A 21,425-nucleotide genomic window follows, 5' to 3' on the forward strand; every position below is an offset into this window, starting at 1 on the left:
TTTTAAATTTAAACTTCCGATTTTAAATTTTATAAATTTGACGGCGAAAGTTTCCAGTAAATTTTATAAATTACGAAAACCTGCCGAGTCAAATTTCATTTCAAAGCAATCCGAAACGCTACCCGTCGTAAATACGACAAGCCTACCGAATTAGATTACATTTTAAAGATTCAAAAACGATGCTCCGCTGTAAATCCAGCAAGCTCACCGCTTCAAGCTTCTTTTTAAGGTAATCTAAAACGCTACCCCGTAGCGTTTTAGACAATTACCACACAGAGCAGAGGATTTCGCCGCCTACGCCAGCTTTGTGAGCATCTTCGTTACTCAAAACGCCCTTGCTGGTGCTAACGATGATCGTTCCGTAGCCGTTTTTAAATCTCTTGATCTCGTCTTTTCCCTTATAAACGCGGCGACCCGGGCTTGATACGCGCTTAAGCTCGTTAATCACGCTTCTGCCGTGCTCGTCGTATTTTAGAACTACGTTTATAAATTTCTTTTTATCTTCTTCTACGACGTTGTAGCTCTCGATATAGCCTTTAGCCGCAAGGATAGATAAAGTAGCCTCGACGACGTTTGAATGAAGAAGCTTTGTAGTTTCAAGTCTTCTCATTGCGGCGTTTCTAATGCGAGTTAGTCCGTCTGAAATTAAGTCGTTTAACATTTCTCTTCCTTACCAGCTTGCTTTTTTTAGACCCGGGATTAGTCCCTCGTTAGCCATTTTTCTTAGGCATACGCGGCAAATTCCAAAATCTTTATAAACCGAATGCGGACGTCCGCAAATTTGGCATCTCGTATAGCCGCGAACCGCAAATTTAGGCTTTCTGGCAGCCTTTGCTATCATTGATTTTTTCGCCATATTACTTTCCTTTCGCAAACGGCAAACCAAATAGCTCAAGCAATTTGAATGCCTCTTTGTCGCTGTTTGTCGTCGTGACTATAACTATATTCATACCGTGAGTGCGTAAAATCTTATCGTACTCGACCTCTGGGAACATTAGCTGCTCGTTAAGACCGAAGTTGTAGTTTCCGCGTCCATCAAAACCGTCTTTTGGAAGGCCTCTAAAATCCTTAACTCTCGGTAGCGCGATAGAGATTAGTTTGTCTAAAAACGCAAACATATTCTCTTTTCTAAGCGTTACTTTTACGCCGACGGGAAATCCCTCGCGCACTTTAAAGCCCGCAACCGATTTTTTAGCGTCGGTAACAACGGCTTTTTGTCCGGCGATTAGCGAAATAGTATCGGCAATGTTTTGAAGTTGCTTTTGATCTTTAGCCGATTCGCCAGCGCCTACGCTTATCACGATCTTTTCGATCGCAGGGATTAGCATAGGATTTTTGATGTCGAATTCTTTAGCCAAAGCAGGCTTTACGACCTCGTTATATTTAGCTTTTAATCTATTCATTTTCAGCCCTCAACTTTTGCAACGTTTGAGATATCAATAGGCATCTCTTTATTGATAAAGCCGCCGTTTGGGGTCTTCTCGCTAGGTTTTATAGCTTTTTTAGCTACCTTGCAGCCCTCGACGATGACTTGTCCTTTTTTGGCTAGGACGGATAAAATTTTACCTGTTTTACCTTTGTCGTCGCCTGCGATGATCTTAACGGTATCGCCTTTTTTTACTTTAAATTTAACGTTAGCCATTATAACACCTCCGGAGCAAGCGAAACGATTTTCATAAAGTTAGCGTATCTAACCTCACGGCCGACCGGTCCAAAGATACGAGTACCGATAGGCTCGCGTTTGTTATCTAGGATGACGGCTGCGTTTTCGTCAAAGCGGATTAGAGAGCCGTTATCTCTTTGAACCTCTTTTTTGGTTCTAACGACGACTGCTTTTACCACTTGACCCTTTTTGATCTTACCGTTTGGAAGCGCCTTTTTGACCGAGCAGATGATAACGTCGCCAAGCGTCGCGTATCTTCTCTTGCTGCCGCCCAAAACCTTAATACACATTAGCTCTTTCGCGCCACTATTGTCGGCAACCGTAAGCCTCGTAAAAGATTGTATCATTACTCAACCCCCGTCGCTAAAATAGTCTTTAAGCGGAAAGATTTTCTCGCGCTTAGCGGTCTGCATTCGATAGCTACAACAGTATCGCCCGCTTTTGTTTCGTTCTTTTCGTCGTGAATCATATATTTTTTAAAGCGTTTTACGAATTTGTGGTATCTTGGGTGCATAACGCGTCTCTCAACCAAAATCGTAGCCGTCTTATCGCCGGCCTTTTGTAAAACGACACCTTGAATTTCTCTTTTTAATGCCATTTCTCACCCCTTACTTTGAAGCGCTAATTGCAGTGTTGATTTGCGCTATTTCCTTGCGGACGGCGCTAATCTCGTTAGGGTTGCTTAGCTGCATAGTTTTTAGCTTTTGTCTTAAAGTAAATAAAAGCACCTTTTTCTCTTTCAATAACGCGTTAAGTTCTGCAACGCTTTTGTCTTTAATATCAGTATATTTCATTTTCACTCTCTCGCGTTACGATTTTAGTCTTAAACGGAAGTTTGTGGATGGCTAGAGTTAGAGCTTCGCGCGCTAATTCCTCATCTACGCCCGCCATTTCGACTATTATACGACCTGGTTTTATGTTCATAACCCACTCTTCGACTCCGGCTTTACCTTTACCCATACGAGTTTGTAGAGGTTTTTTGGTTAGCGGCTTATCTGGGAAAACTCTGATCCAAGTTTTAGCTTGGCGTTTTACGTGGCGGGTTAGAGCCACACGAGCCGCTTCGATCTGGCGCGAATTTACGCGGCCTGCTTCTACGGCTTTTATTCCGATCTCGCCCATAGCAAGATCAGCGCCGCGAGTAGCTTTACCGCGGTTTCTGCCTTTCATCTGTTTGCGAAATTTAGTTCGTTTTGGCATCAACATGATTATTTACCTCTTCTTGCTCTGCGCGGTTTTTTATCGGCTTTTTCTTCTTCGTTCTTTTCAGGTTGAACGCCTTTTTGAAGAACCTCGCCTTTAAATATCCACACTTTTATACCTATGTTTCCATAAGTCGTATGCGCTTCGGCAACGCCGTAATCGATCTTAGCTCTTAGAGTGTGAAGCGGAACGCGACCCTCTAAGTACCACTCTGTTCTAGCGATTTCCGCACCACCAAGACGTCCAGCAACTGAAATTTTGATACCTTTAGCGCCTGATTTTTGAGCGCCTTGGATAACTTTTTTCATTGCGCGTCTAAATGCAACGCGTTTTTCAAGCTGCATCGCTACGTTTTCCGCAGCTAGCTGAGCCGAAGCTTGAGCTTTTCTTTCTTCTTTGATATTTACGTTTACTTCTTTGTTGATTAGCTTTTGGATATCCTCTTTAAGCTTCTCTACGTCAGAGCCCTTTTTGCCGATAATAATACCGGGGCGAGCTGCTACGACGGTTACGCGAATTTTCTTAGCGGTTCTCTCGATCAAAATTTGAGAAACGCCCGCGTAGTAAAGTTTCTTTTTCAAGAAAGCGCGAATTTTGTAGTCTTCGCCGATATTTTCAGCCAAAGTTCCTTTAGCAGGAAACCATCTTGACTCCCAGTTGCGGTTTATTCCTAGTCTTAGACCTATCGGATTTACTTTCTGACCCATATTACGCTTCCTTCTTTTCAGGTTTAGATACTTCTACTAAGATATGAGAAGTCGGTTTGCGGATTCTGCTTGCGCTTCCTCTCGCTCGCGGTCTAAATCTTTTTAATACTGGGCCCGCATCCACGCGGCAGCTTGTAACGATAACCTCTTCAGGCTCGAATCCGCCGTTAGCTACCGCTGAGCTGATAGCCGTAGCGATAAATTTGGCGCCGCGGTTTGGCATAAAGCTAAGGCTAGCTAGCGCAAATTCGGCGTTCATGCCTTGTACTTCTCTTGCGATTAGTCTGGCTTTGGTCGGAGATAGTCTTACGAATTTAATAATTGATTTGCTCATCTTATCCCCTTACTTACCGATTTTCTTTTGCACTGAGCCTTTGTGACCCTTAAATGTGCGCGTAGGAGCAAATTCGCCTAGTTTATATCCGATGTGGTTTTCAGTAACGTATACTGGAATGAAGCTCTTGCCGTTATGAACGTTAAACGTTAGGCCTATCATTTCAGGCACTATCGTGCTGCGTCTAGACCATGTTTTTATCGGCTTGTTGTCGTTAGCTTTTTTAGCGGCAACGACTTTTTTCATTACATGCTCATCGACAAAAGGTCCTTTTTTGAGTGATCTTGCCATCTCTATTTACCTTTCCTTCTTGAAATTATAAGCTTATCGCTAGCCTTTTTGCGGCGAGTCTTAGCACCTTTGGTCGGTTTACCCCATGGAGTAACAGGATGACGGCCTGAGTTTTTCTTGCCCTCACCACCGCCGTGCGGGTGATCTACCGGGTTCATCGCAGAACCGCGAGTTTGAGGACGGATACCTCTATGGCGATTGCGTCCGGCTTTACCGATAGTTACGTTCGCCCAATCTTCGTTACCTACTACGCCGATACTAGCCATGCACTCTGCGAGTACTTGTCTCATCTCGCCGCTTGGCAAGCGAAGCATTACATATTTTTCCTCTTTACCCATTAGCTGAGCGTAACCGCCAGCTGAACGAGCCATCTGAGCACCCTTGCCAGGTTTTAGCTCCACGTTGTGCACGATAGTACCAACCGGGATGTTTCTTAGTTTCATCGCGTTGCCGGGTTTTATGTCTAGACCTGCCTCGGCCGCCGCTACGATATCGCCAACGTTTAGTCCGTTTGGTCTGATGATGTAGCGTTTTTCGCCGTCTTTATAAGCGATAAGCGCGATGCGGCAGTTTCTGTTCGGATCGTACTCGATAGCTTCGACTTTACCTTCTATACCGAATTTGCGGCGTTTAAAGTCGATGATTCTATAAAGCTTCTTCGCTCCGCCTTCTTTATGTCTAGAAGTTATTCTACCATTGCTATTTCTACCGCCGCTTACAGGGATCTTTACAAGCAAGCTTCTCACGCTAGGTTTAGCAGTGATGTCCTCGCTTGATAGACCCGTCATAAATCTGCGGCTAGGTGTATAAGGTTTATAGGTTTTTATCGCCATCTTACGCCTCCGTGTTTTCTAGGCTTGAGCCTTCAGGCAACTGAACGTAAAATTTCTTTATCTCGCTTCGTTGTCCTTCTCTTCCTTTGAAACGCTTAACTTTTCCGTCAATTCTAAGCGAATTTACGCGAAGCGGCGTTACCCCAAAATACTCTTTCAAAATTTCTTTCAGCCTATTTTTAGTCATCTTAGGCGAAGTTTGTATAACGACCACGCCTTGCTCTTGAAGACCGAGAGTTTTTTCCGTATATAAAATCGTTTTGATATCAGTTATATCTGCCATTTCAGCCCTCTTTTATTATAGTTTCAAGTGCGGCCTTCTCGATAACGACGGCACCGTAAGTCGCCACTAAGTAAGCGTTTATCTCGCTCGCATCGATTAGATAGCAGTTTGATAGATTTCTAAACGCCAATAGCGTGTTGTCGTCAAGCAGATCCTTTACGACCAAAGCGTCTCTCAAATTTAACGCGTTGATTACTTTAGCTGCGTCTTTAGTCTTACCGCTTGCGATCTCTATGCTATCTACCGCGAAAATTTTACCCGCGTTAGCTTTTTCGTTTAGCGCGAACTCAAGCGCCAATCTTTTTTGCTTTTTATTGACCTTTTGGAAGTAGTTTCGCTCGTTGCTCGGACCAAACGCCACTGCGCCGCCTACCCAGACGTTAGTTCTGGTTGAGCCCGCTCTAGCGCCGCCGCGACCTTTTTGTCTCCACGGTTTTTTACCGCCGCCGCTTACGAAAGCTCTGGTTTTGGTGTGAGCCGAATTTGAACGCATACCGGACAAATAAGACTTAACGTAAAGATATAGGTTGTGCGGGTTAATCTCAGCGTAATTAGCCGGTAGATCAAGCTCGCTAGCTTTTTCAAATTTTTCGTTTAATACGCAAACTTTACTCATTTTACTATCCTTATTCTGCCCATTGCGCCGTTATAGCCAGCGACGCTGCCTTTTAAAACCAAAATTCCGTTTTCGGCGTCAAAGCTTACGATCTCGTTTTTAACGGTAACTTTTTCGTTTCCGGTATGTCCGGCCATTTTCATACCAGGCTGAACGCGTCCCGGCCACTCGCGGTTACCGATAGAGCCGTGTCTTTTGTGGAAGCGAGAACCGTGACTTTTCGGACCGCCGCCAAAGCCGTGTCTTTTCACGACGCCTTGATAGCCTTTACCTTTTGAGCTGAAGCTAACTTTTAAAATTTTAGCCGAGCTAAGCGGACTAAAATCAAGATCGCCCGCCTCTTTATTGGCGACCTCTAGGGTTGCGAATTTATTAAATTCCGCTGTTAGGCTATATTTTTTTTGCTGACCCTCTATGGCTTTATTTTTTGCTTTACCTTTAGCATAAGCTACTATCGCGCTGCCGCATTCGCTCACTTCGCAAACTTTAGCGTTTACGACCTTTAGAAGCGTAACAGGGATGCTCGGGTTATTAACCGTTCTGCTCATGCCTATTTTTTCTACGATATATTCCATCTTTCACCTCGCCTTTATTTGCCCATCGCGCGGACTTCGACGTTAACCTCAGGGGCTAAGTCAAGCTTTGTTAGCGAGTCGACGGTATCGGGCGTAGCCGCTACGATATCTAGCATTCTAGCGTGAATTCTCATTTCAAACTGCTCGCGTGAGTCTTTGTTGATGTGTGGTGATTTTAAGACCGTGTAGCGTTTGATCTTCGTAGGCATCGGCACCGGACCTCTGACATCGGCGCCCGTTCGTTTGACAGCTTCTACTATGGCTGCAACTGTGCGGTCGAGAACTCTATGGTCATAAGCTTTAAGCTTAAGCCTGATTCTTTCCATTTTCTTTCCTTTGAATAGAACTTGTCGCAAACATACGACACTTCTTACTTGTGTAAGAGACTCGGATTTTATCCAAATGACTTTTTAATGTCAATATTTTGAGCAAATTTGGTGAAATTTAATAAAATTATTTCCTTTTTATAAGGAAGTTTTTGTAAATTCGGCTGAAAATTTGATGCTGGAAATTTAGATTTGATTTTGGGAGATTTTGGACAGATTAAAACCATGTCCAAATTTTAAAATTACCTTGAGCCTTGCTTTAAAAGTTCGTACTTTCCGCAGGTTAGTTGCCAAAGCTTAACGCCTTCTTCAAAAGATTGAACAACATTATCGGTAGCCCCGGCAGTACATCCTCTTTGATAATATTTCATTGCGTCGTTTTTTTCATTTAATTCTAAGTATACATCGCCCAAAAAGCTGCAAGCAGTAAAATCCGGCGTGATGTCGCAGCTTTTTTAACACGCCCAAATCCTTCCAAAAACGCTTGCTTCTCATTTATGCCTGAAACATGCTTATTGATATACAAAAATCCAAGATTTCTACAACCGAGCGCGTCGTTTCCGACATCACAAGATTTAGCATATAACTCAAACGCTTTTTTGTAGTCCCGCTTTACGCCTTTTTCATTTTGGTACATAAAGCCTAGATTATTGCACGACCTGTAGTTTCCATTATCGCAGCCCTTTTTATAAAATTTCATCGCCTTGCCGTAGTCTTGCTTTACCCCGTACACCTCAAAGGCAAAATCATAAACTCCGCCCGCCACGCCGCACGCCATCTCGTCTCCGGCATTACACTTGTTTTCATAGTCCTTTAGTATATTTGCCATCGGATTGTCTATCACCAAAGCGCTTATTAACATCAGACCAAAAACCGTAATTTTTTTCATAATATCCGCCTTTCAAATAAAAATTTAACGCATTCTCCCCCCCCCCCTTTTTTTTTTTAAAAAATCGTTAAATTTACCCTTGTTTTTTGGCGTCAAATTTTAACTATCTTCCTCTTTACAAGGAAACTTCGTTATAATTTTCCAAATTTTAAAGGCAAAAAATGCAAACCCTAATCGCGCTTTATCAAAATCCGCCGAAAAACGTCAATTTTATAAATAGAAAATTTGAGATCACAGCGCCCAAAACGCTGATAAAAGGCGGTATAGGAAGCGGCAAAACATCTCTAATCGCGGGCTTTTTGTCGACATTTGAGAGCAAAGAGTATTTATATGTAAATTTAGGCGATTTACGCATAGGTGCGGATGAGATTTTGTCAAATTTGCCAGAGTTTTTACGCCAAAATCCTCAGATAAAAATTCTAGCGATCGACGATTTCGAGCAGAGATTTCAGGAAAAATTTGAGCCGGTTTTGGAGCTAAATTTATCAAATTTTATCCTAGCCTCGCGATTTAGAGATGCAAATTTTAGCGGTTTTAACGAGCTAAATTTGGATTTTTTAGACTACGAGGAATTTATCGCCTTTTTTTCAAAAAAGATCGACCCAGAAACGCTTTTTAGCCACTTTTTGCTTCATGGCAGGAGCCCGGCATCGGCCTTTTGCGACGCCGAAAACGTCGCGACAAATCTGCAAACCGCGCTAAAATCGTCTCTATCTGCCACGCAACTAGCCGTGCTAAAAGAGTGCGCGAAAGCTCAGGCGCAAAATGTGAGCGTTTTTGAGATTTTTAGCACGCTAAAATCCACCCGCAAAATCTCAAAAGATAGCGTTTACGGCGCGCTTAGCGAGCTAGAAAATATGAGCGTGGTTAGCCTAGTGGAAAAATTTAACGAGCCAAACGCCGCAAAAAGGCTTTATTTTAACGACTTTGCGTTTAAAAGCGCGCTAAGTCTAAAAAAGGACTTCGCTAAAAATTTCAACAACACGGTTTTTTGTGAGCTGGCCAAATTTAACGAGCAGATTTTTTATACAAAAGAGCTTGATTTTTTCCTGCCAAAAAGGAAGCTTGCGATCATTTGTTCGCCGTTTAGCGATGCGGATTTGGTCTTTTTAAAATTTAAAAAACTGCACGCAAATTTAAAAATTTTAGGTATAAATAGGCTACAAGCAATCAGCGTGGCAAACTCGGGCGAGACGAGCATAGAGGGCATAAAATGCGAAGTCACGCCGTTTTCGCGCTGGGCGCTGGGCATATAAAAGGAGCGATTGTGAGAGCCGTTGCGGCGCTATTTTTAGCCTGCGTTTTGGCGCTAGGCTATGAGATCAGACACGAAAACGAGGGTAAAATTTATAAATTTGCAGGCGAAGCGGACGGGAGCAAAATTGAGCTCTACATCAGCGAACTTGAGGCCGAGTTTGAAAATTTTAGCGACAAGGGCGCCGTTTTACCGCCCAAATTTCAGGGACACGCCTTTTTCGAAGGCGCCAGATACGACTTTACTAAAGGCGGCATCGAAAAATCAGGCGCCGATATAACGGCCGTAAACGCTGTTACCGAGTGGCTAAATCTAAGCGTAAAAGAGGACAACGGCGAACTAACGGGCAAACTAGCGATCAGAGGCAAGGCGCAAAAAGCCGTGCTAAAACAGGTCGCGAGCTATGATTTTGCTGCACTCGGGCTACAAGAGATCGAGCGAGACGGGGCGCGATTTGAAGCTGTAGCGAGTGACTTTTATTCGCCAAAATTTGCACAAAATAACAAAAAATCTCTCGCCGCAAAACTTGTAAATTTTAAAACGACGTGGCTCAAAGACCCTTCAAACAACACCGCAAACGCGCTAAATAACCTCGAGTATCAAAACGGCAAAATAAGAAGCGTCTGCGAACTAGGCACAAGCGGAAAAGTCTGCAAAACCGTCTGGCTAAAAAATCTAAAAAAGATAAATTTGAGCGACGTTTTTAAGGATCTAAACGACGTAAATTTAGCGGCGATATTCGCAAAAGAAAAGATAAATCCAAGCGAAAATTTTACGCTCTCGCCAAGCGGGATTACGTTTTTTGACGGTGCGACCGGCGGCAAAAACAGCGAGATCTCGCTACCGCTTGAGCCCATCAAAGAGCATTTAAAGCAAAATTTTGGGCTGTTTTAGGCAAATTTTCCGCCAGAAAAGGAAATCTTGAAACATGCAAGACAAAATTTGATAGCTTAAATTTTTCAAAATTTATTTGAAAGCGTAGCGATGAAAAACGAATTTGACGCCCAAATCTGCGGTATCGACGAGGCGGGGCGCGGTGCGCTAGCGGGCCCTTTAGCGGTAGCTGCATGCGTACTAAAGAGTGAGGTAGCTGGACTAAACGACTCTAAAAAACTGACTGCGAAGCTGCGCGAGCAGCTGTTTCGCGAGATCATCAAAAACTCGGACTTTCTCATCGTATATTTTTCAAACAAAGAGATCGACGAGCTAGGCCTTAGCGAGTGCCTCAGACGCGCACTGCGGCTGTTTAAGTCGCATTTTACGGACTGTGAGCTACTCTACGACGGCAACGCAAACTACGGCACCGGCATAAAAACCATGGTCGGAGCCGACGGCAAAGTCGCGCAGGTAAGCGCCGCAAGCATCCTAGCCAAGGTCAGCCGCGACGCGCTGATGACGGCGTGGGACGGCGTGCATGCTGGCTACGGATACGCCGCGCACAAAGGATATGGCACAAAGGCGCATCTAGACGCGATCGCAAGGCTTGGCGACTCGCCGCTGCAAAGGCGCAGCTTTCGCGTGAAAAGCTTTGAGCGCGGACTGTTTGACGAACAAATTTGACTTTGCGTAGCCTTGTTTTCGTAAAATAGATTGAACATTTGCGCGACGGCAAATTTTACGAATTTTTCATATGAATATCAAAAAACTAAAACTAGAATGTCTTTAAATTTAACTGTTTTATCGGCGACCTTATGAGTGACAGAATTATGCGATACGGCCTAGTTGCCGAATTTGATTCTACAAGAAAACAAGAGTAAATTTGATATTTACGCGCGCTTGTCGCAATGCCGTTGACCTCAGGGCGACCACCGCTTGGCGTAGCGGTAAAACTCTAAATTTTGGTTAAAAATCCCGCAAATTTAAACGCAAAAATGAAGCAAATTTGGCTTATTTTGCGCTGGATATTTTAAAAAGCTGCGAAACTCCTCATAAACGCAAAAAGCCGACTCGTTCGCGTAAATATCGTACCAAGGCTTGGATTTCCGAGCTTCGTAGTTCGTTGGTCGCGATTTTTTGAGGACGTATTTGCGCTTGACGTTTGGATTAAAAGTCTAAATTTACGCGCTCCCGTCTCATCGGTGCGCTCCATTTTTCTATGATTTCTTGCATAAATTTTAGATATTTTGCGGCGTCTGCGAGTAAATTTTCTAAGCCGCCGTGCGAGATATTTTTATATAAAATATGTCCGTTACGCCGTTTTTTCGCCGTTTATATCATAAATATATATTTGCCAAACGTCTTTGCCACGCATGAAAATGTCCGATTTTTATAAATTTCGCGGCTGGATTTTACGTATTCGTAGCCGAAATTTACGGCTAGATCGCTCAAACGCGCGCAAAAATCATTGCAAATTTTACGCACGCAGCGTCCGTTTTCTCAGCTTCGCTTGAAGTGCGGTTATCTTGGAGTTAGCCGTAAATTTTCTTTAAATTTGCTAGATTTGCGCTCAAATTTAAAAGCAGCATATCGGCCGTTACTAGCCTTGCCATCGCAGTGGCTACGACGCTACCGCGCACTCCGATACATGGATCGTGCCGTCCGCGCAGCTCGCAGATGACATCCTCGCTGCGCACGTTTTGCGTCGGCTGAGGCAAAAATATCGACGGAGTGGGCTTAAAATGCGTCTTTATCACGACCTCTTGTCTGCTCGTCATGCCGCCTAGCGTTCCGCCCGCGTGGTTTGAGGCAAAACCGAATTTCTCGTCCGAATTTGAGCCGCGGCAAGTCGCGCCGTCCGCCTCGCTTTTGTATTCGTCAAATTTGCCGCCGTTTAAATTTGACCGATCGCCCGCACCGTCAAGAGTAGAGTTATCTACGCCCAAATTTACGCCTGCATACGACGCGCCCATCGAGTCGTTATTTTGGCTACCGCGCATCTTGCTCGCGCACACGCCTTCGCCGATCTCTACGGCTTTGACTCCGTTTATGCCCATCATCGCAGCCGCGATTGCCGCGTCAAATTTATAGTATAGCCCCTCGCCAAGCCCGGCCGGCGCGCCGCGGATAACCGTTACGACGCTAGCTCCGACGCTGTCGTGCCCCTGCTTGGCTTTCAGGATTTCTTCTTTCATCGCTTCTTCGTTGCCTAGCGAAAATATCTCCGAGCGCGCCGCGAGATCAAAGTCTAACCGCTCGCCGCACGAAATTTCGCCCACGCTAGCCACGCCGCTTTGCACGCTGATGCCAAACTCGCCCAGCAAAATTTGAGCTATCGCGCCGCCCGCCACGCGCACGGCCGTTTCTCTAGCCGAGCTGCGTCCGCCGCCTCTGTGGTCGCGTATGCCGTATTTGCGGTAGTAAGCATAGTCGGCGTGCCCCGGACGAAAGAGCTCGCGTAAATTTTCATAATCGCCCGATTTTTGATTTTCGTTTCGGATGATAAAGCCGATCGGAGTACCCGTGCTGACACCTTCAAACATGCCGCTTAAAATCTCCACGCGGTCGCCTTCGCTCCTTGCCGTGGCAAATTTCGAGCTGCCAGGTTTTCGTTTGTCAAGCTCGCTTTGGATAAAATTTAAATCAATATGCACGCCCGCAGGAAAGCCGTCTAGCGCGCCGCCGATCGCTGCTGCGTGACTCTCGCCAAACGTCGTTAGCGTTAGTTTGCGTCCAAAGGTGTTCACTTGCCCTCTCCTAAAATCTCAAGCGCGGTTTTAGCGGCTTTTTGCTCGGCTTCTTTTTTGCTCTTGCCCGCGGCTCGCGAGATCTCGCGCTCGTTTAGCATCAGCGCGATCTCAAATTCCTTCTTGTGATCGGGGCCTTTTGAGCCCACCAGCACGTATTTTGGTATCTCGGCGAAGCGCGCTTGCGTGAGCTCTTGTAGCGCTGTTTTGTAGTCTTTTACCATGCGGTCGAAATTTATATCAGGGTAGCACCTCTCAAAGGCTTTTAGGCTAGCTGCGCGCACGGCGTCAAAGCCGCTTTCTAGGTAGATCGCGCCCATCAGCGCCTCAAAGGCGTCTGATAGGATCGAGGCTTTTGCCCGTCCGCCGTTGTGCTCCTCAGCCGGCGAGATGTTGATGAGCTGGCCCAAATTTAGATATTTGGCGAGCTCGGCAAAGCTTTTTTCATTTACGAGTGCGGCGCGCAGTTTGCTTAGATCGCCTTCGCTCAGACGCGAAAATTTGTGAAAAAGATAATCCCCGATCACAAGATCCATCACCGCATCGCCCAAAAACTCGAGCCTCTCGTTGTTTGCGCCGCCTTTTACGCTTTTATGCGTGAGCGCGGTTTTCAGCAGCTTTTCGTCTTTAAATTTATATCCTAATTTCTCTTCCAAATTTCGCATTATTCGCCTTTTAAGCTATTTTTTATCTTTACGGCTTGTTCGCGCGCCATCTCGTCGCAAAGCTCGTTTTGCGGGTGTCCGGCGTGGCTTTTGACCCAGATCGCCTCAACCTCGTGCGGCTCGCTAGCAACCAGATACTCCTGCCATAGCGGGACGTTTTTTACGTTTTTAAAGTTTTTCTTCACCCAGCCGTCCAGCCACGCATTTACAGCGTTTGCGACGTATGAGCTATCGGTGTAGAGCTTTACGCGGCAGGGCTGCTTGAGCGCTTTTAGCCCCTCGATCGCAGCGCGTAGTTCCATTTGATTATTTGTAGTGTGCACCTCGCCGCCGCTTGCCGTTTTTTTGTGCTCGCCGTACTCTAGGATGTACGCCCAGCCGCCCGGCCCCGGGTTGTCCAGGCACGAGCCGTCGCTAAAAAGGCATACTGTTTTCATCGGATTTTTCCGTGATGTGAGGCAAAATTTGCACGCTGCCTAGCTCGCTACACATCGGACAGCGGTAAAAATGCATCGGAAAGGCATTTTTACAGCCCTTGCAAACGTAGTTAAAGCTAAGCGCGGCTTTGTCGTAGTTTGCCGCTTTTAGTCTCTTTAAAACCTCTAACTCAAAGCCCAGCGGCACGCCATCCTCGTCGCTCATGCCTTTGACGAAAAACAGGCTCTTGTACTCGGGATCGGTTAAATTTACGGGTGAGTTTTGATAATAAACCAAGTCTAAAACGTCCTCAAGCGGCGGGAAATCGGCAAAATCTTTAAGAGCCGAGCCGCTTAAATTTAACCTCTCCATCGCCATACGCCGCACTAGCGCAAATTCATCTTTTAGAGCTAAAATTTCGCCGATTTTGGCCGCTTCGTCTTTGCTTTTATCCGCTAAAATTTGCAGCGCCTTTATGTAGGCCGTCTGCGCTCTCACGCCCTCGCCAAGCTCCTGCAAGGCATCCAAAGCCTGCAGCGCGCCCTCATAGTCTTTTAGTTTTTCGAAAATTATCGTTAGCGATTTTAGCGCGATTTGATTTCGCGGAGAGATTTTTAGCGCCTCCAAAAAGACGCTCTTTGCGCGCTCTAAAAAGCCTGCCTTAAAATAAGTCTGCCCAAGATCGGTAAAAATTTGCTCCTTTGCCACGCGGTTTTTAGCCCGCTCCAAAGCCACGGCATAGACGTTGATAGCTTTTTCAAAATACCCGCTTTTTGAAAACGTCCCCGCCAAAAAGCACATCGTAGCCGTATCTGCGCCCGAGTTTATCAAAAGCTGCTTGTTTTCCTCGCTCAGGCCTTGAGATTTGCCGAATTTTTTCAAAAATCCCGCGATCTCCGCCTTTTCGTCCTTGCTCTTAAAAACGCCCCACGCATAGCTAAAAACGGCGATCACGAGCACCGCGGCGACTAGCACCACGAGACCGAAAATCGGGTCTCTAAATTCGATAAAAAATATATCCAAAATGCCGCTTTCTAAAGTCAAATTTAACGCCGATTATAGCAAAACGATTGTATAATCTCGCTTATGATCGATCCAAAATCAATAGAAAGACTAAAAGCGCAAACCGATATCGTCGATGTCGTCGGGCACTATCTGCCGCTGAAAAAAAGCGGCGCGAACTTCGTGTGCGTATGCCCGTTTCACGACGATAAAAACCCGAGCATGAGCGTGAGCCCGTCGCGCGGGATATTTCACTGCTTTTCGTGTAAGGCCGGCGGCGACGCGATCAAATTCGTAATGGACTACGAAAAGCTAAGCTACCCCGAAGCCGTCGAAAAGATCGCCGGGCTGCAAAATTTCACGCTAAACTACGTGTGCGGCGGCGAACCGGCGAAAGAAAACAAGCACATCCTAGAAAACGCAAACGCCTTTTACCGCTCACTGCTTTATAAAACACCAGCGGCCGTGGAGTATTTGTACTCGCGCGGTATAACGGACGAGCTAATAGATAAATTTGAACTAGGTTTCGCGCCTGAAAGCGCGCAAACGATAAGGCTACTGCAAAACGAGCAAATAGAGCCAAAAGAAGCCCTAGAAATCGGTATCGTAAAGCAAAACGAAAACGGCATCTACGCTAGCTTCATAAACCGCATCACCTTTCCTATCTACACGCACGCGGGACGGCTAGTGGGATTTGGCGGACGCACGATCAGCGGCAACCCCGCTAAATACGTAAATTCGCCCCAGTCCGCGGTTTTTGACAAATCGACGCTTTTTTACGGCTACCACCTGGCAAAGCGCGAAATTTTCACCAAAAATCAGATCATAATCACCGAAGGCTACATGGACGTCATCATGCTGCATAAGGCGGGCTTTAACAACGTCGTAGCCGTGCTTGGAACCGCGCTCACGACCAAGCATTTGCCGCTTTTAAAACGCGGCGAGATTAGCGTGATTTTGTGCTTTGACGGCGACGACGCGGGCATAAACGCCGCGACGAAGTCCGCCCTGCTGCTCGCGCAAAACGAAATCGACGGCAGCGTCGTCATCATAGAAGGCGGTGCAGACCCGGCCGATATGGTAGTTGCCGGCAAGATAGAGTATCTGCGGCAAATTTTTGAAAGCGGCACGGAGATCGGCGAATTTTACATCAGGCATCTAGCTAGCGGCTTTGACCTCTCGCGCCCCGTGCAAAAGCAAAAAGCGCTAGAAGCGATCCAGGCCTTTACGGCAAGTCTAAAGCCCGTCGTAGCAAACTCCTACGCCCCGCTAGTGGCTAAAATTTTAAAGATAGCCGAGGGGTCGTTTTGGTTAACTAGGGGCGCAAATACGCAAGCCGCTCAGGAGCGCATGCAAGCCTACGAAATGCAAAATTTGGGCAAAAATCAGCGCGGTCGTAAAGATATACTTGAAATTCGGTTTTTAAAAACGATGATCGAAAATCCAAATTTTAAAAAAATTGTTTTAGAAAATTTAAAAACTGAGTATTTCGTCCGTCACAGAGATATTTACGAAGCGGTTGCACAGGGGGCTAATGCAGACGATCCTGCTGTTCGCGAGCTGATGTTTGAAAACTACGACGCCTTTAAAGACGAGGATGAAATTTTAAAAAATATAGTTATTTTAAAAGTGAGATTTTACGAGAATTTGCACAAAGAATATTCGGCAAAACAAATTCCTTTAGAGGAAAAAAAACAAATACTATCAAAAATAAAAAAAATTATCGAGGAACTTAAAAAATGAAAGCATTAGTTTTATTTAGCGGTGGGCTGGACAGCATGATCGCCATCAAGCTGCTAACGACCCAAGGCATCGACGTCACGGCTGTGCACATCGACATCGGCTTTAGCGGCGACGAGAAAAAGGCCGAAATTTTACGTCGCCGCGCGAATGAAGCCGGAGCCGAGCTTAAAATAATCGATATCAGAAACGAATACCTGCGCGACGTGCTTTTTACGCCTAAATACGGCTACGGCAAGCACTTTAACCCATGCATCGACTGCCACGGATATATGTTTAAAACCGCGCTTGCGATGATGAGCGCGGAGGGCGCAGATTTTATCGCGACCGGTGAAGTGATCGGCCAGCGTCCAATGAGTCAGAGACGCGACGCGATGGCGCAGGTCAAAAACGCCGCCGGCGACGAGGAGGATCTCATCCTGCGTCCGATGTCTGCGCAGCTGATGAAGCCCACAAAACCGGAGCGCGAGGGCTGGGTCGATCGCAGCAAACTGCTCGCCATCAGCGGACGCGACCGCAAAAGGCAGCTCGCGCTTGCGAAAGAGTTTGGCTTTAGCGAGTACGAGACGCCGGGCGGCGGGTGCTTGCTCACGATCGAGAGCTTTGCGAATAAAATCAGAGATTTCATCAAATTTGACCCTGAAATGACGAGCGCGGATATGCAGCTACTGCGCCTCGGACGCCATTTACGCCTAACAAACGGCACCAAAATGGTCATCGGCCGCGACGAAAACGACAACGCCAAACTGCTAGCTCTAAATAATCCGAAATTTACTCAGATCAAATTTGACGGCGATATCGTGGGCGCGGTGAGTTTCATTGACGCTAAATTTAACGAAGCCGACCTCCAGCTTGCCGTGCGGCTGGCGCTTGCCTACACTAGAGCGGATAAAGATACGGCAGTGCTCGCTAGAGTCGGCGAACGCGAAATTTGCGTGAAGCCGTTTGAGAGTAAAGAGCCCGCGCAGGAGTTTTTTGTTAGTTAAATTTAGGAGCTTTAAATTTGCCTGATTTTCGGAAAATGGCAAATTTAAGCGGCTCGAAGCGCTTAAGTTTTTGTCGTCTTTCATTAAATTTACCGCAAATTTTAGAGCCCACGCACGGATAAAATTCAAATTTACGACACAAACCCTTTGTTGCAACTCGGCAAATTTAATTTATCTTACGACGAGGTGAAATCAAAATGATACTGGCTTTTATTTTATTTTGATATATTTTAAGTATAATTCTCATTTTAATATAATAATGAGAGTTTTTGTGATGGATTATCAAGGATTATTTTTATTGGCACAGTTTGTAAATGAGAGAAAAAAGGCGAGTCGTAAAGAAATATCGGAGTTTTTGTCGCGTAAAACGGGTGCTAGCCAAAGCAAAACGGACGCGCTTTTAGGCGTCATAGCAAATAGCCCTAAAATTCAAGCTTTGCCGCAAGAAAAAAGGATCGTTTTAAAGACCTCGCGAGGGATTTACGAGATAAGCAAGGTCGGCGAAAAACTCCTAAAAAACAAAAATGCTAGACAAAATTTTGAAGCTTGGGTCGGCGACGTTTACGGCGAAACCAAGACGCAAAATTTACCCGCGCCCAAAACTAAAAAATACCTAAAAACCGTCACCGCTCTAGTCGCCCACGAGATAAAGGACAAAATGATCGGCGAAGCAATCAAAAAGCCCATAGAAGCGATAAAATCTCTCGCGCTAAAACTTATGAAAAAGCATAAATATCTAGGCAAATTTTATGCTTTTAGACATGTTTTTTTGGCGCTTTTGGCTGCCAAAATCGCGTTTGACGTCGTAAAATTCTTTAAAAATCGCAAGCTAGAAAAACTGCTTGCAAGCAAACAGTTAAGCGCGTTGACGTAAAATCCAAAACCATTTGCCGCAACTCTATTTTTATCAAATTTACATCTTATCCTCGTCCGCAATAAAGCGGGCAGTTAAATCGAACGCAATGCTGTAAAGACTGCAATAACAACGCAATGAAATTTACTTTCTCTTTTAAAATTTACCGTTAAATTTGGCTATGGTTAAATTGGCAGCTTTGCGGAGCGCATAAATTTGGGGGCCGATTTGATATTGCAAACATAAACAATAAAAGCATCCGCCGTCAAGCCGAGCTAGTGCAATCAAACCGTGCAAACGTCCAAAAAAGTCCGTGCACTATCAGCAGCCAAACAGCCGTCCAAAAGCCCAAAATCAAGCTCAAATTTACGAATTTTAGCCCCGTTTGGCTATAATCACGGCTAAAAAGGAGCAAAAATGTACATCGTCCTAGGCATCATCGCCGTTCTCGCGCTCATCGTCATCTCACTCTACAACTCGCTGGTGGGCAAGCGCAACCAGGTCTCAAATATCAGATCGGGCGTCGATACGCAACTAAAAAGGCGCTTTGACCTCATCCCAAACCTCGTCGCCACCGTCAAGCAGTACATCACGCACGAGCGCGAGCTGCTAGAAAACATCTCCGCGCTTAGAAGCGGCATCCAAAAGGCCGCGGGCGACGAGCAGAGATTTGCGCTAAACGGCGAGCTGTCAAACCTCATCTCAAAGCTCAACGTCGTCGTCGAGAACTACCCCGAACTCAAAGCCAACGAAAATGTCATGCACCTGCAAAAGACGCTAAACGAGATCGAGGAACAGATATCCGCCGCGCGCCGCGCCTACAACGCCGCAGTGACCGACTATAACAACGCCGTGGAAATGTTTCCGTCAAACATCGTCGCTAGCTGGGCGAGGTTTCATAAGGCGGCATTTTTCGAGGTGCCAAAGGGTCAAGACGATCCGCACGACGTGCACGAGCTTTTTAACCGCTAAATTTATGCTCGTTTAGTCAAATTTGACGTTAAATTTGAGCGCTTAACAGCACTCTTTAAAATGCAAGCAGCCTTCGTCGGTTCGTCAAATTTGAGTGCAAAAGCGGCGCGGGCGGTAAATTTGAGCGGCAAATTTGATCCAAATTTGAGCGTCGTCGCCCGCAAACGGCGAGCTTAAATTTAAGCGGTTTAAAACGCAAATTTAAAGACGAAAGCCAAAATGCAGGCGTAAAATAGCCAAATTTGCAAAAATTGCGTTAAATGAAAAACAGGAGCATAAATGGACGATCTGGCCTTGCTAGAGCTTGAGCGACAAAAGGTTTTACGCTCGATTTTTAGGCTAAAACTCACCTGCGTCTTCGTCGCCGCGACACTTGCTTGGCTACTTTATCTAGCCGCGCAAAACGCCGCTCTTAGCGCGGGTGCATTTGTGGTTTGTGGGACTGCGATGTACTATTTTTTCGAGAGTATTTTCACGGATAGCTTTACCTTTAAATTTAAGCGAAAAGTCGTGAGGAGCATCGTGGAGGAGTGCGGTCTGACGTATTATCCGGGCGAATACGTAGAGAGCGATTATCTTTATATGATTTACGATTTTGACATCGATAAATACTCGGGCAACGACCTGATTTTCGGGCAGATAGAGGGCGTGCGGGTCAAATTTAGCGACGTAGAGGCGATAAGCATCAAAGAGGACTGGCAGGGGAACAAGACTCATAGAGTGCTTTTTGCGGGGCTTTTGTTCGTCGCGGATTTTCCTAAACGCTTAAAGGGCGTCACGAAAATTTGCAGTGGGACGGATGATTTTAAGGACTATGGCGGCAAGCGCGCGAGGATGGACGACGCGGAGTTTGAGCGGTATTTTAGGGTTTACGCGACCGATCAGATCGAGGCTAGATACGCGCTCACGCCAAGCTTGATGGAGAGCTTAAAACTGCTAAAAATGAGATTTCACCGCCCCATAAACATCGTGCTAACCGGGGATAAAATCTGCATGGCGATCCGCACGGGACGCGATAACTTCGAGCCCGATCTGCGCCGTCCACTCGTGGGCAAGGGGGCGAATAGATTTTATAAAGACGAGATCGGCGGATTTTTGCGTATCGTCGAGGAGTTGCGGCTAAACCGTAAAATTTGGCTGGACTAGGGAGCGTGGCGTCAAATTTGACGGGCGGCATAACCCGCACCCCAAAAATACAAACGAGCGGGCTAATCTAAAATAGGGCGGCAAAAACGCAAAAAGGAGAGTTGTTGAAGGGCGTAGCGATAAACGAAACGACGATAATCGGCGATGACGGGAAATACTATAAATTTAGTTTCGAGGACGTGCGCTCGGGGCGACCCAGCGGCGGCGAGCAAGTAATGTTTCGGCCCGGAGGGATATTTGCCAAAGACGTATTTGTGATCGCAGACGAGGGCGAAAAGCGCGCCGTAAAGGATACCAGAAGCGAGGAGACGAAGGCTGCGCTAAAAGAGAGCGCGGCGTTTGAGCGGGCTAGGATACTAGGCATCGCATCGGGTATCGTGCCGGCCGCGATCAAGATATATGCGTACTTTATCGCTAGCTACTCGGGGCTAGCGCTACAGATCACGGACAATATCGCCGCCATATCGTCCGCGCTGCTAACCTACGCGGCGCTAGGCGGAGTCGCCCGGCTCGCTCATAGCGAGGATCTGCACGTAAACTACGGCAAGGCGATGATCGTAATGTTCGTCGCTCACGTCACGGCGACGCTGGCATCGTATATGGCAGACGCGGCTCATCCGCTCGCTAAGCTTGTCGCCATCATCGCGCTACTGCTGCTGGGCTACGTCGCGTTCGTGTGGGGAAAGGTTTTTTTCGAGCTTGCAAGACTAACTAGAAACGGGCTTTTTCGCGTCTACGTTTGCACGTTTTTTGCGGGCGAGCTGATGTGGGCGAGCGGTTCTTTAGCGGTATTTGGCTCGTTTTTTCTCGTAGCTTCGTTTTTTATATATATCGCGGCTTGGGTAAAAACGGACAAAATCGGCAAAGCAAAAGATGGGGAGTAAATTTGAAACGACTGTATAGAATCAAACCCCGTAGCTGATTTTACCGGACTTGCTTACGAATAAAATAAATTAACTCAGCCCAAAGCCGCCATGTTTTATCTTTTGCTTTAACAGTCGATGTATTCAGATGCAATATCGCCGTTTTTAAATGAAAGATCGGCA

General features: G+C 46.1%; 32 protein-coding genes. 9 read left to right on the forward strand and 23 right to left on the reverse strand.

The genetic code is table 11. From position 1 onward, the window contains the following. Positions 1–265 precede the first annotated feature (265 nt). The 17 genes from rpsH to Q0200_RS01030 all read right to left on the reverse strand — a co-directional run bounded on the left by rpsH (position 266) and on the right by Q0200_RS01030 (position 7,720). On the reverse strand, positions 266–661 hold the full coding sequence (gene rpsH, locus Q0200_RS00950; protein WP_002943159.1) for a 30S ribosomal protein S8: 396 nt from the start codon (positions 659–661) through the stop codon (positions 266–268). A gap of 9 nt (positions 662–670) precedes the next feature. Further along, complete coding sequence (locus tag Q0200_RS00955) at positions 671–856, reverse strand: type Z 30S ribosomal protein S14 (RefSeq protein ID WP_002941532.1); 186 nt, start codon at positions 854–856, stop codon at positions 671–673. Between the two features lies 1 nt (position 857). Further along, positions 858–1,403: a 50S ribosomal protein L5 gene (rplE, locus tag Q0200_RS00960; protein ID WP_002947103.1), complete on the reverse strand. Its 546-nt coding sequence runs from the start codon at positions 1,401–1,403 to the stop codon at positions 858–860. 2 nt (positions 1,404–1,405) lie between these two features. Beyond that, positions 1,406–1,642, reverse strand: coding sequence for a 50S ribosomal protein L24 (gene rplX, locus Q0200_RS00965; RefSeq protein WP_002943173.1), 237 nt, complete (start codon positions 1,640–1,642; stop codon positions 1,406–1,408). After that, the gene (gene rplN, locus Q0200_RS00970; RefSeq protein WP_002947105.1) at positions 1,642–2,010 is read right to left on the reverse strand and encodes a 50S ribosomal protein L14; all 369 of its coding nucleotides are present in this window, start codon (positions 2,008–2,010) and stop codon (positions 1,642–1,644) included. Before rplN ends, rplX begins: the two co-directional genes overlap by 1 nt. Continuing rightward, positions 2,010–2,261: a 30S ribosomal protein S17 gene (rpsQ, locus tag Q0200_RS00975; protein ID WP_009494830.1), complete on the reverse strand. Its 252-nt coding sequence runs from the start codon at positions 2,259–2,261 to the stop codon at positions 2,010–2,012. The genes rplN and rpsQ overlap by 1 nt, the downstream gene beginning before the upstream one ends. Before the next feature lie 10 nt (positions 2,262–2,271). Beyond that, the gene (rpmC, locus tag Q0200_RS00980; RefSeq protein ID WP_002953667.1) at positions 2,272–2,457 is read right to left on the reverse strand and encodes a 50S ribosomal protein L29; all 186 of its coding nucleotides are present in this window, start codon (positions 2,455–2,457) and stop codon (positions 2,272–2,274) included. Then, the gene (gene rplP, locus Q0200_RS00985) at positions 2,444–2,869 is read right to left on the reverse strand and encodes a 50S ribosomal protein L16 (protein WP_002947109.1); all 426 of its coding nucleotides are present in this window, start codon (positions 2,867–2,869) and stop codon (positions 2,444–2,446) included. The genes rpmC and rplP overlap by 14 nt, the downstream gene beginning before the upstream one ends. A gap of 2 nt (positions 2,870–2,871) precedes the next feature. Further along, positions 2,872–3,573, reverse strand: a complete 702-nt coding sequence (gene rpsC, locus Q0200_RS00990; protein ID WP_009494829.1) for a 30S ribosomal protein S3 — start codon at positions 3,571–3,573, stop codon at positions 2,872–2,874. 1 nt (position 3,574) lies between these two features. Then, positions 3,575–3,907, reverse strand: a complete 333-nt coding sequence (rplV, locus tag Q0200_RS00995; protein ID WP_002947114.1) for a 50S ribosomal protein L22 — start codon at positions 3,905–3,907, stop codon at positions 3,575–3,577. 9 nt (positions 3,908–3,916) lie between these two features. Continuing rightward, a complete protein-coding gene (gene rpsS / locus Q0200_RS01000) occupies positions 3,917–4,198 on the reverse strand; it encodes a 30S ribosomal protein S19 (protein ID WP_002947116.1) in 282 nt (93 codons plus the stop codon). A 2-nt stretch (positions 4,199–4,200) separates the two neighbouring features. Further along, complete coding sequence (gene rplB, locus Q0200_RS01005) at positions 4,201–5,031, reverse strand: 50S ribosomal protein L2 (RefSeq protein ID WP_002947117.1); 831 nt, start codon at positions 5,029–5,031, stop codon at positions 4,201–4,203. A gap of 1 nt (position 5,032) precedes the next feature. Then, positions 5,033–5,314: a 50S ribosomal protein L23 gene (locus tag Q0200_RS01010; protein ID WP_002947118.1), complete on the reverse strand. Its 282-nt coding sequence runs from the start codon at positions 5,312–5,314 to the stop codon at positions 5,033–5,035. A 1-nt stretch (position 5,315) separates the two neighbouring features. Next, entirely contained in the window at positions 5,316–5,930 is a 615-nt protein-coding gene (rplD, locus tag Q0200_RS01015; protein WP_297936726.1) for a 50S ribosomal protein L4, read from the reverse strand. Further along, positions 5,927–6,505: a 50S ribosomal protein L3 gene (gene rplC / locus Q0200_RS01020; RefSeq protein WP_297936728.1), complete on the reverse strand. Its 579-nt coding sequence runs from the start codon at positions 6,503–6,505 to the stop codon at positions 5,927–5,929. The genes rplD and rplC overlap by 4 nt, the downstream gene beginning before the upstream one ends. Before the next feature lie 14 nt (positions 6,506–6,519). Continuing rightward, the gene (rpsJ, locus tag Q0200_RS01025) at positions 6,520–6,831 is read right to left on the reverse strand and encodes a 30S ribosomal protein S10 (protein WP_002947121.1); all 312 of its coding nucleotides are present in this window, start codon (positions 6,829–6,831) and stop codon (positions 6,520–6,522) included. A gap of 394 nt (positions 6,832–7,225) precedes the next feature. Next, a complete protein-coding gene (locus Q0200_RS01030) occupies positions 7,226–7,720 on the reverse strand; it encodes a tetratricopeptide repeat protein (RefSeq protein ID WP_297936732.1) in 495 nt (164 codons plus the stop codon). A 161-nt stretch (positions 7,721–7,881) separates the two neighbouring features. Here Q0200_RS01030 and Q0200_RS01035 point away from each other — a divergent pair, with 161 nt between their 5' ends. From Q0200_RS01035 to Q0200_RS01045, 3 genes are all read left to right on the forward strand, one after another. Continuing rightward, positions 7,882–8,976: an ATP-binding protein gene (locus Q0200_RS01035; RefSeq protein WP_297936734.1), complete on the forward strand. Its 1,095-nt coding sequence runs from the start codon at positions 7,882–7,884 to the stop codon at positions 8,974–8,976. An 11-nt stretch (positions 8,977–8,987) separates the two neighbouring features. Next, positions 8,988–9,869 (forward strand): hypothetical protein, encoded by an 882-nt coding sequence (locus tag Q0200_RS01040; protein WP_297936736.1) that lies wholly within the window; start codon positions 8,988–8,990, stop codon positions 9,867–9,869. A gap of 90 nt (positions 9,870–9,959) precedes the next feature. Beyond that, complete coding sequence (locus Q0200_RS01045; RefSeq protein ID WP_297936738.1) at positions 9,960–10,535, forward strand: ribonuclease HII; 576 nt, start codon at positions 9,960–9,962, stop codon at positions 10,533–10,535. A gap of 648 nt (positions 10,536–11,183) precedes the next feature. On the opposite strand, the gene Q0200_RS01050 is transcribed toward Q0200_RS01045, so the two are convergent. The 5 genes from Q0200_RS01050 to Q0200_RS01070 are packed head-to-tail and all read right to left on the reverse strand — an operon-like array spanning position 11,184 to position 14,703. Continuing rightward, positions 11,184–11,336, reverse strand: a complete 153-nt coding sequence (locus tag Q0200_RS01050; protein ID WP_297936740.1) for a hypothetical protein — start codon at positions 11,334–11,336, stop codon at positions 11,184–11,186. 47 nt (positions 11,337–11,383) lie between these two features. Next, positions 11,384–12,598: a chorismate synthase gene (gene aroC / locus Q0200_RS01055; protein ID WP_297936742.1), complete on the reverse strand. Its 1,215-nt coding sequence runs from the start codon at positions 12,596–12,598 to the stop codon at positions 11,384–11,386. Then, a complete protein-coding gene (gene rnc / locus Q0200_RS01060; RefSeq protein WP_009494817.1) occupies positions 12,595–13,263 on the reverse strand; it encodes a ribonuclease III in 669 nt (222 codons plus the stop codon). Before rnc ends, aroC begins: the two co-directional genes overlap by 4 nt. After that, the gene (rnhA, locus tag Q0200_RS01065; protein WP_297936745.1) at positions 13,263–13,700 is read right to left on the reverse strand and encodes a ribonuclease HI; all 438 of its coding nucleotides are present in this window, start codon (positions 13,698–13,700) and stop codon (positions 13,263–13,265) included. Before rnhA ends, rnc begins: the two co-directional genes overlap by 1 nt. After that, positions 13,678–14,703, reverse strand: a complete 1,026-nt coding sequence (locus tag Q0200_RS01070) for a hypothetical protein (protein WP_297936747.1) — start codon at positions 14,701–14,703, stop codon at positions 13,678–13,680. Before Q0200_RS01070 ends, rnhA begins: the two co-directional genes overlap by 23 nt. 63 nt (positions 14,704–14,766) lie before the next feature. Between Q0200_RS01070 and dnaG the strand changes: the two genes are divergently transcribed. From dnaG to Q0200_RS01085, 3 genes are all read left to right on the forward strand, one after another. After that, on the forward strand, positions 14,767–16,425 hold the full coding sequence (gene dnaG / locus Q0200_RS01075; RefSeq protein ID WP_297936749.1) for a DNA primase: 1,659 nt from the start codon (positions 14,767–14,769) through the stop codon (positions 16,423–16,425). Continuing rightward, complete coding sequence (locus Q0200_RS01080) at positions 16,422–17,408, forward strand: argininosuccinate synthase domain-containing protein (RefSeq protein WP_297936751.1); 987 nt, start codon at positions 16,422–16,424, stop codon at positions 17,406–17,408. Before dnaG ends, Q0200_RS01080 begins: the two co-directional genes overlap by 4 nt. Positions 17,409–17,706: 298 nt before the next feature. Then, positions 17,707–18,282 carry a restriction endonuclease gene (locus Q0200_RS01085; protein WP_297936753.1) on the forward strand — a complete coding sequence of 192 codons (576 nt, stop codon included), beginning with the start codon at positions 17,707–17,709 and terminating at the stop codon, positions 18,280–18,282. 244 nt (positions 18,283–18,526) lie between these two features. Here Q0200_RS01085 and Q0200_RS01090 read toward each other — a convergent pair whose 3' ends face one another. Then, positions 18,527–18,676: a hypothetical protein gene (locus Q0200_RS01090; protein ID WP_297936755.1), complete on the reverse strand. Its 150-nt coding sequence runs from the start codon at positions 18,674–18,676 to the stop codon at positions 18,527–18,529. Between the two features lie 2 nt (positions 18,677–18,678). Between Q0200_RS01090 and Q0200_RS01095 the strand changes: the two genes are divergently transcribed. From Q0200_RS01095 to Q0200_RS01105, 3 genes are all read left to right on the forward strand, one after another. Next, the gene (locus Q0200_RS01095) at positions 18,679–19,233 is read left to right on the forward strand and encodes a LemA family protein (protein ID WP_297936757.1); all 555 of its coding nucleotides are present in this window, start codon (positions 18,679–18,681) and stop codon (positions 19,231–19,233) included. Between the two features lie 279 nt (positions 19,234–19,512). Then, positions 19,513–20,379, forward strand: a complete 867-nt coding sequence (locus Q0200_RS01100) for a DUF3137 domain-containing protein (RefSeq protein ID WP_297936759.1) — start codon at positions 19,513–19,515, stop codon at positions 20,377–20,379. Between the two features lie 104 nt (positions 20,380–20,483). Further along, complete coding sequence (locus Q0200_RS01105; protein WP_297936761.1) at positions 20,484–21,263, forward strand: hypothetical protein; 780 nt, start codon at positions 20,484–20,486, stop codon at positions 21,261–21,263. The last annotated feature ends 162 nt before the right edge of the window (positions 21,264–21,425 follow it).

Source organism: uncultured Campylobacter sp., from assembly GCF_938045225.1.
Taxonomy (GTDB): Bacteria; Campylobacterota; Campylobacteria; order Campylobacterales; family Campylobacteraceae; genus Campylobacter_A.